The organism is Paraburkholderia sprentiae WSM5005 (assembly GCF_001865575.2).
Classification (GTDB): Bacteria; Pseudomonadota; Gammaproteobacteria; order Burkholderiales; family Burkholderiaceae; genus Paraburkholderia; species Paraburkholderia sprentiae.
The window spans coordinates 889,054-901,886 of sequence record NZ_CP017563.2 but is presented as its reverse complement, the minus strand read 5'-3'; the positions used below and the strand labels follow the sequence as shown (position 1 = coordinate 901,886).

The window sequence follows — 12,833 nt, the reverse complement described above, 5'->3', positions numbered from 1 at the left end:
TTCGGCAAGTCGGCGCAAGTACGCGGGAACAACGAGAAAATTACTGCGCGATGGGCTGCGTCACGTCCGTGCCGAACCAATGCATCGAGATCTTTTTCAGCGTGCCGTCCTGCTTCAGTTGGGTTAGCGCGTCGTCGAGTGCTTTCGCAAACTTCGGATTGTCCTTGCGGAAGGGGATGCCCATTTCCTGATTGGCGCCTTTGAGCACCGCGCCCGTGCGCAGCGGCAACTGCGAGTTCTTGATGATGTACGGCAGCATCAGCCGGTCGTCGATCGTCGCGTCGATACGCTTGGCGGCGAGATCGCGCAGCTTCTCGGGCGCGCCGGGATAAGTCAGTACATTGATGCCCGGCACTGCGCGCGCCATCTGGTCGTAGTTGGTGCCGAGCGTCACGCCGATCTTCTTGTCGCCTTTGAATTCGTCGAGCGATTTGAACTCGCGCTTGTCGTCCGCCCGTTGGATCAGCTGCGCGGCCGAGTACGTGTACGGCTGACTGAAGTCAAGAATCTGCTTGCGTTGCGGCGTAATGGTGACCTGATTGATGATCACGTCGAATTTGCCGCTTTGCAGCGCCGCGATAATGCCGCTCCACTCGGTCGGAATAAATACCGGCTTCACGCCGAGCTTCGCTGCCACGGCCTTCGCGACATCGACGTCGAACCCCTCCAGCTCACCGTCCTTGTTGCGCGAGTCGAATGGGGGGTAGGTGCCTTCGAGGCCGATCTTCAGGACGCCGGCCTGTTTGACCGAGTCGAGCAGATCTTCGGCATGCGCCGCGATTGCGGTAAAGCTGAGAGCAGAAAGAGCCAACGCGCTTATAAGCAGCTTCGAAAGATTCATTGAGTGTCTCCTCTGTACTTGAGTATCAGGCTGCACAACCAACGATTTCATCATCGTGCCCGCCACCCGGCGGTGTGTTTCGCGGAACTAGCCGGGTGGCGGGCGTCATCCTAGCACTCCAAAAGTCGTCTGTTTTGTCTTTGTTCGAGCGGGCGTGCGGGGATGAACTGCGGCTTCGAAAAATCGCGGGACTCGCATGATCGGCCGTTGGATGATTGAGCGCGACCGGGAGCGACCTCCACACCGCTACGCCCTGACCACCGTCACTCCCGCCGCTTCGATCGGTTTGGTCAATTCCGCGCTGGTCTTCTTCTCGACCACGATGGTCTGCGCGAGCGTGATGTCGCCTATCACGAACTGCGACGCGGCGTTCAGCTTCGACGAGGATGCCAGCACCACTGTTTCCGCCGCGCGCGAGGCGAGCGCGCGCTTGATCGCGGCTTCCTCGAAGTCGCCGGTGCTCAGGCCCGCGCTCGGATGCACGCCGGTCACACCCATGAAGTACAGGTCCGCATGGATGCGTGAAATACCTTCCATCGCCGCGGCGCCGACCGCGACGATCGAATGTTTGTAGAGCCGCCCGCCAATCAGGATCACGTCGGCACACGGATGCCGGGCAAGCGCCGTGGCGACGCTCGGACTATGCGTGACGATGGTCGCGTGCAAATCGGGCGGCAGTTCCTGGACCAGTAGCGCCGACGTGGTGCCGCCGTCGACGATCACGGTTTGCCCCGGCGCAATCATCTCGACTGCTCGCCGCGCGATGCGCCGCTTCGCGAGCGTCTCGATGTCCTGACGCTGCTCGAATGACGCGAGCGCGGCAGATGCGGGCAACGCACCGCCGTGGACCCGTTGCAGCCGCCCCTCTGCCGCCAGCTCGCGCAAATCGCGGCGGATCGTATCTTCCGACACACCGAACGCCGCGCTCAGCTCGCCGGCCAGTACCTGGCCGTTGCGCGCGAGTTCGTCGAGAATCGCTTTCTTGCGTTGGGTCGTCAACATTGCGTTGCACGAAATCTCTTGAAATTGCACGAAAGTGCACGATACCATGAATCATTCTCGATGGTCGACAGGAGCCGCCATGACTGCAACGAAAGACCGGGTTCGCATCGTCGGTACGACTTTGCTATCGGACGACTGGTACACGCTGAAGAAGGTAACCTTCGACTTCCTGCGCCGCGACGGCACATGGCAGCGCCAGAATCGCGAGACCTACGATCGCGGCAACGGCGCCACGATCCTGCTGCACAGTCCACGCACCGGCAACGTGATACTCACGCGGCAATTCCGCATGCCGGCGTTCGTGAACGGTCACGACGGGATGATGATCGAAGCGCCGGGCGGATTGCTCGACAACGCTTCACCGGAAGAACGTATCCGGCTCGAAGTCGAGGAGGAAACAGGGTATCGCGTCGGTCAGGTCCACAAGATTTTCGAGGCCTACATGAGCCCGGGATCCGTGACCGAAAAGCTTTATTTCTATGTCGGCGAATACGACGCTTCGATGCGGGTGAACGATGGCGGCGGCATCGAGGACGAAGGGGAAGATCTCGAAGTGGTCGAAATGCCGTTGCAGACCGCGTTGCGAGCGATCGACGCAGGGGAAATCGTCGACGGTAAGACGATCATGCTGCTGCAGTATGTCGCTTTACGCGGGCTTGCATCAGCGCGCGCAGCCTAGTTGCGTCGCGAGTTCGTGCAGGTCGTCGACGACAAAGTCCCACGCCTCGTCCGCCTTCAGATCGCTCGTCTGATGGGGACCATGCTCCGTTGGCCGCCGCACGAAAGCGGTGCTCAGGCCGACGCGTCGGGCGGCGGCGAGATCGTTGTTATGTGCGGCAACCAGGCATAGTTCGCGCGGCGCGATGGCGAGAATCTCCGCCGTTTCGCTATAGACCCGTGGCGAGGGCTTGTAAGCGCGGACGACCTCCGCACCGAGAACGGCATCCCACGGCAAACCGCCACGCTTTGCGATGTCCACCATCAGGCGAATGTTCCCATTCGAGAGCGGTGCAATGATGAAGCGCCGCTTCAGTCGATGCAAAGCGTCGACGGCATCAGGCCACGGGTCCAGACGATGCCAGGCGAGGTTCAGCTCATCGATCTCGGGCTCGCAAGCGCCGGCAATGCCGAAATGCGCGAGCACTTTGACGAGGTTTTCGCGGTGCAGTACGTCGAGCCGTACATAGGGCCTGCGTCCGCTGCGCACTTCTTCCATTGCGGGCGAATACTCGCGACGCCATGCATCCACGAATTCGGACACGTCGAGATCCGGCGCATGCCGGTTCAGAAACGGCTGTGCTTCGCGCGCGACACCGCTGCGCCAGTCGACCACGGTTCCGAACACATCGAAGACGAAAGCTTTGATGCCGGTTGGATTCGTCGGGTCGATGCCCATGTCTTTCCTTTATCGCTGTTGCGAGAACAATTCATGTTAGGCGAAAAGTCAGCCCGCGTTGATATGGATGGTGGAGATCGGTGGATGGGCTCGAAGCGGCGGCGGACGCGGTCGATACAACGGGGAATGCATCGTACGTCTACCGCGTTCCCACAAGGAAAAGCAGCAGCAGCGACGGCTCGCGGTGATACCGTCTACGGGTTTTGCCTGGTCTCATGCGCGTCGATTCCCGCAACGCGGGCGCGTCGTGACAGTATGTTCAACCCCTCTAGTGAAAGGTGCACTCATCATGGCTACCGGAACCGTCAAATTCCACCGCGTTTTGCGCACGACACCCGAGCGTGTATATCGCGCGTTTCTCGAACCTGCTGCGATGGCGAAATGGCTGCCGCCGTATGGTTTCACTTGCGAGGTGCATCAGATGGATGCGCGCGTCGGCGGCAGCTACAGGATGTCGTTTCATAACTTTGGCTCGGGGAAGGGTCACTCGTTCGGCGGCGAGTACGTCGAACTGGTGCCGTTCGACAAGATCCGCTACACGGATCAATTCGACGATCCGAATCTGCCCGGTCAGATGCATACGACCGTTTCGTTGCGGCAGGTGTCGTGTGGAACCGAACTGAGCATCGTGCAGGAGGGGATCCCGGAGATGATTCCGGTCGAGATGTGTTACCTCGGCTGGCAGGAGTCGCTCGCGCAACTGGCGAAGCTGGTCGAGCCGGAAATTCCGGACTGAGCGGTAGCTGATACAGGCGCCTCCGCCTGGTTCCGTCTCAAGCCACGTATTCGTCGAAACATGCAGCGGGGCGAGCGAACCGCTCGTCACCCGCTGCACGATCAAAAGCGACATTCAGCTAGCGTCATCACAAGCGCAGTCGAACTTGTGGCTGGTGCACTGCGCCACTTTGGCTGGCGGCTATGCGACGATAAACTCTCATGGAACAGCCAGTTCGATACCCGCAACTTTCGGTTTTTCTTCGCAATTATTTCGGCTCGAGCAACCCGCAGGGAGACCAGCATGATACGCAAGACGCTCAATGCCTCGCAGCTGCAGCAGGAGGTCAATAGGCGCATCCACCGACTGCAGGAAATCGTCGAGGATGGCGTGAAGATTCGTGTGCCGCGGCCGCAGTTGCAAGAGGCTGACAAGACCGGCTGCAACTGGAACATGACCCACTTTGGCAATGCGGTCGGCTTCGAGCGCGACATCGAGGGCGTACTCAAGGCCGTGCGCGCGGAATACAACCTCAGTACCGAAGTGAAAGGCACCGACAACCCGTTTGGGGACTAACCGCGTAGGACATCGATTCCCCTTGCGGCTCGGCGTTCAGACCATGCGCCCAAGAGCGCGCCAGCAGCACGTCGTTACAACCAGCGCGGATCGCGCGTGAACGCCACCGTCAGCCAGCGGTCCGGGCCCGATTCGCCGATCGCGCGCGAGATCCTGTCGCGAATCTGATCGAACTGACGCACGCCGGCGTGCTCCATCGCCTCGGGTAACACGATATGCACCTCGACAAACAGGCCGCGGCCGACGCGCGTCGCGTAGTGCGAGTGCTTGACGAAGCCATAGTCGGCGGTCAGTTGCCGCATCAGGTCGCGTAGCTCGTGCTCGAGATCCGGCGGCGTGATGAGCAACACTTCCTTCACCGCGCCGATCACGGTTCCGATCGGCATCGCGATCAGGACGAGCGTCAGCAATGCGAGGACGCCGGGGTCGATGTACGGCGTCAGGTGACCGTGCCCGATTCGTTCGAGCAGCCATGCCATCGAAAAAGCCAGCAGCAGCGCCGCGCTGACGCACGTCGACATCAGCCAGCTTTTGATGTCGAGCCCGATCAGTTCGGAGTCGATCGCGCGATTCACGCGCCGCTCGCGCAAGAACATGACGAAGCAGAACGCCGCAACCACCACTGCGTAGAAGACGCCCCAGCCGAACTCGAGCTCGTGGCCGCCGTCGAGCAGGCCTTTGACCGCGTTGATGAATGCGTAAAAGCACAGCACCGACAGCAGGCTGCCGTTGAACACCAGCACGAGCGGCTCGATGTGCCAGAAGCCGTGCTGAAAGCGTCGACTGCTCTCCTGCCGCAGCAGGCGGGTGACGAGGAGCGACAGGCTGCACATCGCGGCGTCGAGCGCGGAGAACATGCCGTCGAAGATGATCGACAGCGAGCCGCTCAGAATCCCGACCGCGATGCCGAGTCCGGCGATCATCACGGTGCAAAGCAGCGATTGTTTGAGGATGCGCTGTTCGAGGTCCATTGCTTTCATGGTCTGAGTGGCGGCCCGTGGCTGAAAGACGATCAGGAGTCAGAGGAGTATATCGGCGCGCGGCGCCGGAAATAGGGCGACCCGGCAGACAGACCTGAAAAGCAACTAACTGTCGAGCCGACCGGCGCCTGCGCGATTAGGCTATCTCCGATCCGCACGTCTACCTGGGCTTGTCTTGGGGCGTCTACACGAGCAGGTGCTTCGCGCCGGCCGCTTATCGCTGAGCCTTGCCCGCGCTCGCTACCGCGCCACCCGTCGCAATTATTTGCGATTCACGAATATCGCATTCGCCGCTTGTCCCGTACCTGAGCCGTCGCAGTTGCGCCAATCTTGGCTGCGTCGCTGCCGCATCGACGAAGCACGGCACGACACCGTTGTTGCATTCGACGAACCCGGCGGCGCGCCCCCCGCGCGCAAAGCGGCCGGCCTATGGAGACGCTGGCGGAGGCGCTACGCCTGAAGAAGCACTATGCGGCCCTGCTGCGCAAGCTCGAATACGAGTAACGGGAAGGAAGCTTGATCGAGCTTGCGCTGGCAGAGGATGTCGTGTTCGACCTGTTCCGCGCACAGCGCGACGCATGGCCTTGCGGCGTCGGGTTCATCAACCCGATACAGGAGGCATGTCCCATGCGTCACGTCCCTTCTCTTCCTGAGCAAACGCAATCGTCTATCTCATTCCCTATCATCGGCACGCTACTCGCCGCCGCGCTCGCTTTCATCCAGGCGCACAACAATGCGACGGGGCAGTGTCATGCCTGACTTTCTGAACGCCTCTGTACAGCCGGATACCGCGATGCCTGACACCGCCGTTATCTGCGTCGATCAATTGCACGCACTGGCAGGGCTGTTGAGCTTGGAAGAGGTAGTGGAGCAGTGCTCCGCTCCTTCAACGGTTCCGAAGGTGTCGATTTTTGGTCTCTTCGAGGATGCGCTCGCGGACGTATGCGCCGTATTGGCGCGAACAGTTTCATCGAAAGCCGAGGAGATTTTGGGCGGTCGCCCATGTACGGACTGCCTGTCGCACGGTAATTATCTGGCTGCTGTCAACCCCGGCAGCGACTTCAGATAGACCATCGACACACCTATGTCCCTGTCCGTATTTGAGATGCACTCGGTGGAGCTGTTCTGCCAGCGGCCACCGGGTGCCTGTTATGTCATCTGCGACGAATGGCACTATAAAGCGTGCCTCGGCAAGGCCGCAGACCTTCAGAGAGCCAGGGCAGAGACCCGGGAGTTTCTTGACATTGCCCAACTGAATCACAGGGCGTGGCAGCAGGACCGGAAGCTGGTCAGCAATCTCATTGGCAGTCACTGGCTGTTTTTTCATCGCGTACGGGACCGCAACCCTGACACCGATGGCTGGTGGGTCATCGTTGCGCTTCTCGAAGAGGTGCGCCGGGGTGCCCTGCTTGCCATTAAAGGCCCTCGCGATAGCCTGTTTCCGTCACCCTACACCAGCACGCCGTTGCGGAATATCGCAGCGGGGACCGGCAGTCACCCGGACCGCGAACCCATTCTGTCCGTCCAGTACGATCCGGCCACCTGGCAAACCCGGCTGAGCGCTGCGCGCGCAGCCAGGGCGACACCGCCGCGCATCGAGATACCACAGGAACTGACCAAGGCGCAGCGGTGGCAGACGCGCAAGGCGCTGATTGCGGTGGGCAATGCGGCCATGTCAGGGCGCGTGCGGGCGGCGGCTGAACGGCTCGCACGCAACAATGTCGCGGTGGAGAAGGCCAGACTCTCCGATCATGTCTACGAGCCGTCAAGGCCGGTGCCAGAAGGGTGGGCGAACCGCAGCGGGGATACGGAATTTCTGGATCAGTATGGCTTGAAGCCGAAAGACCTGAAAATCAAGGGTTCCAATTTTGGAGCGCAGGTGTATGAACCGGATGCGGCGGTCTTCGGCAACGATATGAAGCCCACCCTCGCCTTCAAGGGAACCGAAATGACGAACCTGGCCGACTGGTCGAACAATGTTAACCAGAGCGTGAATATCGAATCGGAATATTACGCACGGGCAGTAAGAAGTGGCACCAAGCTTACTGAGATTACCGAACCTATCGACATAACAGGTCACTCCCTGGGCGGCGGCCTGTGTTCGGCTGCATCCGTCGCCAGCGGCAAGGACTGCTGGAGCTTCAATGCCGCCGGTCTGCACCCGAAGACGGTCGAACACTACGGCGGCCAGGTCACGCCATCGAACATCAATGCGTACCATGTGAACAGCGACATTCTGACCGTGGCACAGACGTGGACGCCGCTGCCCGCTGCAGCCGGTACTGCCTATCCGCTGCCCGGCAGCGGCTCGCCCGTGTCGCGGCACTTCATCAGGCAGGCAATAGACGGCATCGAGCAGCAGAAGGCGGAGGACATCTCTGTACTTGAAGCACTGTCATAACGGGGCTGAAAGCGATGAAAACACTCAGCCGAATCCTTATCGTGCCGGTGCTGTTACTGGCGCTATTCCCTGTGGTTCATGCAATGAAAAAATTTCCCGCCACTGATTTTTTCAGCGGCCCGCAACTCGAACTGGCGCAGGCCATCGAGCGAGGTGACACGGAGCAGGTCAGGCGGCTGGCACCAAAGACGGACCTGAACACGCCCGGGCGCAAGAACATGACGATGCTGTTTTTTGCGTTTCAGGAGGCATTGCAGCGCGACCCGCATCGGCTTGCCGTTATGTCCGAGGTGGTGAAGGCCGGAGCCGATCCCTTGCAAGAGGTGCCGGATTTTGGCGATCCGCTCGGGGTCGTGCTCAACAGCTCCCAGCCGGAATTCCTGCGTGCGATGCTGGACGGCGGTGTTGATCCAAATTTGATATCAGAAGGCACTCCGATAATTTTTGATGTTGCAAGCGATCGTAAATTGGGCTCACTCAAGCTGCTCGTGGAACGTGGCGCAGATGTGAACCGGCGCGATTCATTGCGCAACACATCTCTCTACGAAGCGCTAACTGGCTATGACACTGCGGCAGTCAATTACCTTCTCGATCGCGGAGCCAACCCCAACACTTACAACATCAACGGAATCTCGTTTCCAAGACAATTGGAATCGCAAATAAAACACGTAGGCCTCACCTCTGAACTAGGTGTCAAACTGGTTGAAATCCGCGACCGCATCATCAAGATGGGCGTGAAATGGCCGCCTGAGACGCCGGAGCAGATAAAAGCACGATGGGGAACCAATCCTCCGCGACGGCTCGATGACAGCAAGCTTGCGCTGCCTTGAAGCGCATCGTGGCGTGTTCGTGCGCCTCGGCGGGCCGACACTCGCGCCGCAATGCGATGCGATGAATGGCACGCTGCTCGTCGTCGAAGCGGAGCGTATCGACGACGTGATTGTCCGCTCGCCGACGTGCCCGACGGCGGCGCGCGAGTGATCGATGCTCCGGCCGCCGGCGTGCCTGTCGTGGTCGTGCGGCGCGACGAGCGGGTGTGGGCATACCCGAACCGCTGCCCGCATTTTTCGGTGCCGCTCGATTTCCAACCCGGCGAGGTGCTGTGCTACCGCGCACAGCTGTTGATGTGCGCGCATCACAGCGCGTTGTTCCGCTTCGAAGACGGACACTGCATCGAAGGACCGTGCGCGGGGGCGCGCCTCGATGCGATGAAGATCGCGGCCGACGCTAACGCGTGGATCGCGTTGAAGCCGTAGCGGCGGTCCGAGTCTCGACAGCAGCCGTCCGGTGACGTACCGTTATGGCCTTGCGCATCGGGCTCGCTTCGCAAGCCCGGGCAGATTTCCTTCATCGATAGACAGGCGCATGGATATTCGGGAATTAGCCAAAGGGCTCAAGCTGTCTATTTCGACTGTTTCGCGCGCCTTGAACGACGCCGACGAGGTCAGTGCCAAAACGCGCGAACGTGTCCGCGCCGCGGCGCACGAACTCGGCTACGCCCCGAGCAAGTCCGCTGCGAGTCTGCGCCGGGGTCGGCTCGACGTCGTCGGCCTGATGCTTCCCGTGCGACGTGAAGAAGAGACCTATACCCTCGGCATCTTCATGAGACTCGCCGACGGATTGCAATCAGTGCTGTCGCAGCATGGCATGGATCTCGTCATGTACTCGAGCGAGTCGTGGGACGACGAGTTCGCGCGGCTGCGGCGCATCGTCGATCGCCGCCAGGTGGACGGCTTGATTCTCGCCGGCACGCGGCGGCACGACGAGCGGCTCGACTATGTCGCGAGCCGCAATTTTCCGTTCGTCGCGTTGGGTCGCAGCGAGTCGGGCGGCGAGCACACGTGGGTCGATCTGGATTTCGAAACGGCCGCTGCCGCCGGTGTCGCTCGGCTCGTGGCATGCGAGCATCAGCGTATCGCGCTGGCGATCCCCGACGGCGATGCCATGCAGGCGCACCTCTATTTGCGTGCATGGAAGAAGGCGATGAAGAAGCACGGGCTCAAGGTGCCCGCAGGATACGTGCAGCGCAATACGCTGTCCGAGCGCGGCGGATATCTGGCGACCGAGGCGTTGCTCGGTCTCGACGATGCACCGGACGCGCTCATGTTCCAGAGCGACTGCATGGCGATCGGCGCCTATCGAAAGCTACACGAAATGGGCCTGATACCGGGCCGCGATCTGGCGATCTCGGGCGGCGTGCTGGCCGGTGAAGTCTCGGAATATCTCGCGCCGCCCCTGAGCGGCTTTACGCTGGATGCGCATGCACTGGGCCAGCGCCTCGCACGAGCGCTGCTCGCCCAGCTTCCTGAACTTGCCGAAACCTATCGGGCCGAGCGCGAGCCGCTGCTGTGGCCGCTGACCCTGCGCGACAACGACGGCGCTGCGCCGCCGGCAGCCCGATAGCAGTCGGCGCGCGCACATCAAGCTCTGTCCAGCGGTCCTCGTCGCGCCGACACCCATTGTGGTTTGCGCCAACTGCAGTTGCGATTTTCGTGGGCGCCTTGACGACGCGTCTATCCGGAACGATCATTCAAGCGTTTTCCGGAAACGTTTCCGGAAACGCCGGCCGCAACGGCACGTCAGCCCGTGCTATTCCGCGAGCCGTACGAGACGGCTCCCGCACAGCCCGGAGAAGAAACCTGAATAAAGCGCGGTCGTGGCGCGCAAAACGGAGACAGCATGAAGAAGCTACTTGCCGCGTCCGCGGCCATCGGTCTGGCATTCTCGCTTTCCTGCGCGCCACTGCATGCGGCGTCGCTGTCGGTCTGGGCCGTGGACGAGCCCGACGACTACACCGCGAAAATGGCGCAGGAATTCGCCAAGCTGCATCCCGATGTCCATCTGCAGATCCGCAAGGTGGGCTTTGCTGCGCTCAACGACGAAACCATGCGCGCCGTGATGTCTGGCAACACGCCGGACGTCGTGCCGATCGACAACCCGAACACGGCGATGTTCGCCTCGAAGAATGCGCTGCTCGATCTCGGGCCATATCTCGCGAAGTCGCAGGTCATCGACGCGAAGACGATCTTTCCCGGGCCGCTGAAGAATGCCACCTGGAATAGCAAGGTGTACGCGATTCCGCGCGGCACCAACACGCTGGCCATGTACTACAACAAGGACATGTTCAGGGCCGCCGGGCTCGATCCTGAGCACCCGCCGCAGACGTGGGACGAGCTGTACGCAGACGCGCAGAAACTGACCGACGCGAAGAAGGGCGTATACGGCCTCGCCTTCTCCGCGATCAACACCGAAGAGGGCGTGTTCCAGTTCCTGCCGTTCGTTCAGGCGGCGGGCGCCGACTGGAACCGCTTGAATGATCCGGGCGCCGCTCGGGCGGCAGCCTTCTGGCAGAAGCTGCTGGACAGCAAGGTGGCGTCGCCGGACACGCTCACCCATAGCCAGTCGGAGGCGGCCGCCACCTTCATCAACGGCAATGCTGCGATCGACATCGACGGTCCGTGGGAATTGAATGCCGTCGACAAGGGCGCGAAGTTCAAATGGGGCGTGGCGCTTCTGCCTGTCGAAAAAGCCGGCGGCCCGCGCGCATCGGCGCTGGGCGAGCAGAATCACGCGATTCTGCGCGGCGCAAAGAATCCGGATACCGCCTTCCAGTTCCTCGAATACATGTACGCGCAGCGCGACCGAAACTGGAACGAGTTCGGCATGCAGCCGCCGTCGAGAGACACCAATACGCAAAACCCGAAATGGCCGCAAGCGTATCAAGTCTTCAACGAGCAGATGCAGTACGCCCGTCCGCGCGGACCGAATCCGCAGTGGCCGAAAATCTCGAAGGCGATCTCCGATGCGATCCAGTCCGTGATCACGCATCAGGCAACGCCGCAACAAGCAATGGCAGCGGCGGCCAAGACCGTGCAGCAAGTCCAGAACTAGGCATGGCGAAGGACCTGATCGAGGTGGCCGGGCGCCGGGCGTCAGGCGCCGGCCGCCTTGGCGCGCCGGCCCGTCTCTGAGCGATGAACGCTATGAACACACTGTCACGCCGTACCCCGGCCGGCCAGGCCTCGGGGATTTTGAGCCGCATTCCGCGCGCTCACGCCTTCGAGATCTCGCTGGCGGTGTTCGCATTGCTGTATCTGCTGGTCTTTGCCGGATTGCCGCTCGTCTACAACATCGTGCTGTCGTTTCAGCAGGTCGATCTGATGGCGCCGGCCACGCTGCTGCGTCCATTTGTCGGACTCGCGAATTACCGCGACGTGTTCAGCCGTCCGGAAATGCATCAGGTCGCCGTGAACACGGTGCTATTCGTCGGACTGTCGCTGACCTTTCAGGTGCTGATCGGCTTCCTGCTGGCGCTGCTGTTTGCCCAGGACTTCCCGTTCGCGAGCCTGATGCGCGGGCTGTTCCTCGCGGGCTGGATCATGCCGGGACTCGTGGTCGGCGTCATCTGGAAGCTGATCTTCGCCGGCGACTACGGTGTGCTCAACCATGTGCTGATGCAAACGCACGTGCTCGATGAAAAGGTCTTCTGGCTGTCCGATCCTCACTGGTCGCTGTATGCCGTGATCGCCGCCAACGTCTGGCTCGGCGTGCCGTTCAACATGCTGCTGCTTTCGGTCGGGCTCGCGGCCATTCCGGCGGACCTGTACGAAGCGGCCGAACTCGACGGCGCGAACGCGCTGCAACGCTTCACCGGCATCACGCTGCCGATGATGAGAGCCACGCTGGGCGCCGTGATCGCGCTAGGCGCAATCATGACGATGCAGCAGTTCGACTTGATCGCAGCGCTCACGCAGGGCGGTCCGGCCAACTCGTCGCAGGTCGCGCAATTCTGGTCATGGCAACTCTCGTTGCAGACGTTCGAGGTATCGGCGGGCTCCGCGGTCGCCACGATGATGCTGGTGCTCGTGCTGATCGTCGCGGTGATCTACGTGCGCTCGACGCGCGACGAAAGGATGGTCTGA

The 12,833-nt window shown here is 61.4% G+C and carries 15 protein-coding genes and 1 pseudogene; 12 read left to right on the top strand and 4 right to left on the bottom strand.

From position 1 onward, the window contains the following. Positions 1–40 precede the first annotated feature (40 nt). Positions 41–841 carry a transporter substrate-binding domain-containing protein gene (locus BJG93_RS32660; protein ID WP_027194589.1) on the bottom strand — a complete coding sequence of 267 codons (801 nt, stop codon included), beginning with the start codon at positions 839–841 and terminating at the stop codon, positions 41–43. A 246-nt stretch (positions 842–1,087) separates the two neighbouring features. After that, positions 1,088–1,843: a DeoR/GlpR family DNA-binding transcription regulator gene (locus tag BJG93_RS32655; RefSeq protein WP_027194588.1), complete on the bottom strand. Its 756-nt coding sequence runs from the start codon at positions 1,841–1,843 to the stop codon at positions 1,088–1,090. 79 nt (positions 1,844–1,922) lie between these two features. On the opposite strand from BJG93_RS32655, the gene BJG93_RS32650 reads away from it, so the two are divergent. Further along, positions 1,923–2,522: an NUDIX domain-containing protein gene (locus BJG93_RS32650; protein WP_027194587.1), complete on the top strand. Its 600-nt coding sequence runs from the start codon at positions 1,923–1,925 to the stop codon at positions 2,520–2,522. Here the strand turns inward: BJG93_RS32650 and BJG93_RS32645 are convergent. Beyond that, on the bottom strand, positions 2,505–3,239 hold the full coding sequence (locus BJG93_RS32645; RefSeq protein WP_027194586.1) for a haloacid dehalogenase type II: 735 nt from the start codon (positions 3,237–3,239) through the stop codon (positions 2,505–2,507). The genes BJG93_RS32650 and BJG93_RS32645 overlap by 18 nt on opposite strands. Positions 3,240–3,528: 289 nt before the next feature. Between BJG93_RS32645 and BJG93_RS32640 the strand changes: the two genes are divergently transcribed. After that, positions 3,529–3,975 carry an SRPBCC family protein gene (locus tag BJG93_RS32640; RefSeq protein ID WP_027194585.1) on the top strand — a complete coding sequence of 149 codons (447 nt, stop codon included), beginning with the start codon at positions 3,529–3,531 and terminating at the stop codon, positions 3,973–3,975. 282 nt (positions 3,976–4,257) lie between these two features. Further along, on the top strand, positions 4,258–4,530 hold the full coding sequence (locus tag BJG93_RS32635; protein ID WP_027194584.1) for a hypothetical protein: 273 nt from the start codon (positions 4,258–4,260) through the stop codon (positions 4,528–4,530). 74 nt (positions 4,531–4,604) lie between these two features. Here BJG93_RS32635 and BJG93_RS32630 read toward each other — a convergent pair whose 3' ends face one another. Beyond that, positions 4,605–5,510: a cation diffusion facilitator family transporter gene (locus BJG93_RS32630; RefSeq protein WP_027194583.1), complete on the bottom strand. Its 906-nt coding sequence runs from the start codon at positions 5,508–5,510 to the stop codon at positions 4,605–4,607. 516 nt (positions 5,511–6,026) lie between these two features. Here BJG93_RS32630 and BJG93_RS32625 point away from each other — a divergent pair. The 9 genes and pseudogenes from BJG93_RS32625 (at position 6,027) to BJG93_RS32585 (ending at position 12,833) form a co-directional block, all read left to right on the top strand. Next, positions 6,027–6,269: a hypothetical protein gene (locus BJG93_RS32625; RefSeq protein ID WP_027194582.1), complete on the top strand. Its 243-nt coding sequence runs from the start codon at positions 6,027–6,029 to the stop codon at positions 6,267–6,269. After that, on the top strand, positions 6,262–6,579 hold the full coding sequence (locus BJG93_RS32620; RefSeq protein WP_231337641.1) for a hypothetical protein: 318 nt from the start codon (positions 6,262–6,264) through the stop codon (positions 6,577–6,579). Before BJG93_RS32625 ends, BJG93_RS32620 begins: the two co-directional genes overlap by 8 nt. A 15-nt stretch (positions 6,580–6,594) precedes the next feature. Continuing rightward, positions 6,595–7,911, top strand: coding sequence for a DUF2974 domain-containing protein (locus BJG93_RS32615; protein WP_071336714.1), 1,317 nt, complete (start codon positions 6,595–6,597; stop codon positions 7,909–7,911). Between the two features lie 14 nt (positions 7,912–7,925). Then, a complete protein-coding gene (locus tag BJG93_RS32610; protein ID WP_027194580.1) occupies positions 7,926–8,741 on the top strand; it encodes an ankyrin repeat domain-containing protein in 816 nt (271 codons plus the stop codon). A gap of 1 nt (position 8,742) precedes the next feature. After that, a pseudogene (locus BJG93_RS32605) lies at positions 8,743–8,853 on the top strand (YciI family protein); the annotation flags it as partial. Positions 8,854–8,888: 35 nt separating this feature from the next. Next, a complete protein-coding gene (locus BJG93_RS32600) occupies positions 8,889–9,167 on the top strand; it encodes a Rieske (2Fe-2S) protein (RefSeq protein WP_231337640.1) in 279 nt (92 codons plus the stop codon). A gap of 109 nt (positions 9,168–9,276) precedes the next feature. Then, complete coding sequence (locus BJG93_RS32595; RefSeq protein ID WP_027194578.1) at positions 9,277–10,314, top strand: substrate-binding domain-containing protein; 1,038 nt, start codon at positions 9,277–9,279, stop codon at positions 10,312–10,314. Between the two features lie 276 nt (positions 10,315–10,590). Continuing rightward, positions 10,591–11,802, top strand: coding sequence for an ABC transporter substrate-binding protein (locus BJG93_RS32590; protein ID WP_027194577.1), 1,212 nt, complete (start codon positions 10,591–10,593; stop codon positions 11,800–11,802). A 92-nt stretch (positions 11,803–11,894) separates the two neighbouring features. Then, entirely contained in the window at positions 11,895–12,833 is a 939-nt protein-coding gene (locus tag BJG93_RS32585) for a carbohydrate ABC transporter permease (RefSeq protein WP_051374198.1), read from the top strand.